Below are 722 nucleotides of genomic sequence, written 5' to 3' on the forward strand. Positions count from 1 at the left end.
CGCTCTATCGTAGCGAAGAAAGTGATTGCGGATGATAGCTTGTGTTCTGCCTTCAAGAACAGTGATGATGTTGAGATTATCAAAATCTTGTGCAATAAAGCTCATCTTTCCCTTAGTAAAGGCGTACTCGTCCCAAGACATAATCTCTGGAAGACGAGAAAAATCATGCTTAAAGTGAAAGTCATTGAGTTTACGAATGACAGTTGAAGTTGAAATGGATAGCTGATGGGCAATATCAGTCATAGAAGTCTTTTCAATTAACTTTTGCGCAATTTTTTGGTTGATAATACGAGGAATTTGATGATTCTTCTTGACGATAGAAGTCTCAGCGACCATCATTTTCGAGCAATGATAGCACTTGAATCGACGCTTTCTAAGGAGGATTCTAGTAGGCATACCAGTTGTTTCAAGATAAGGAATTTTCGACGGTTTTTGGAAGTCATATTTCTTCATTTGACATCCGCACTCAGGGCAAGACGGGGCGTCATAGTCCAGTTTAGCGACGATTTCCTTGTGTGTATCCCAATTGATGACATCTAGAATCTGGATATTAGGGTCTTTAATATCGAGTAGTTTTGTGATAAAATGTAATTGTTCCATATGATTCTTTCTAATGATGGTTTGGTCGCTTTTCATTATAGATCTTATGGGACTTTTTTTCTACACAAAAATAGGCCCATAATATCCATAGGGGATTTACCCACTACAAATATTATAGAGCC

At 37.8% G+C, this 722-nt stretch carries 1 protein-coding gene; it reads right to left on the reverse strand.

The window, feature by feature from the left end; translation table 11 throughout:
• The coding region (locus tag AC3E7H_RS09865) for a transposase family protein (protein ID WP_490676503.1) at window positions 1-600 on the reverse strand (600 nt) is incomplete at its 3' end.
• Window positions 601-722 lie beyond the last annotated feature (122 nt).

Source organism: Streptococcus sp. SCPM-O-B-15304 (M98) (assembly GCF_058200215.1).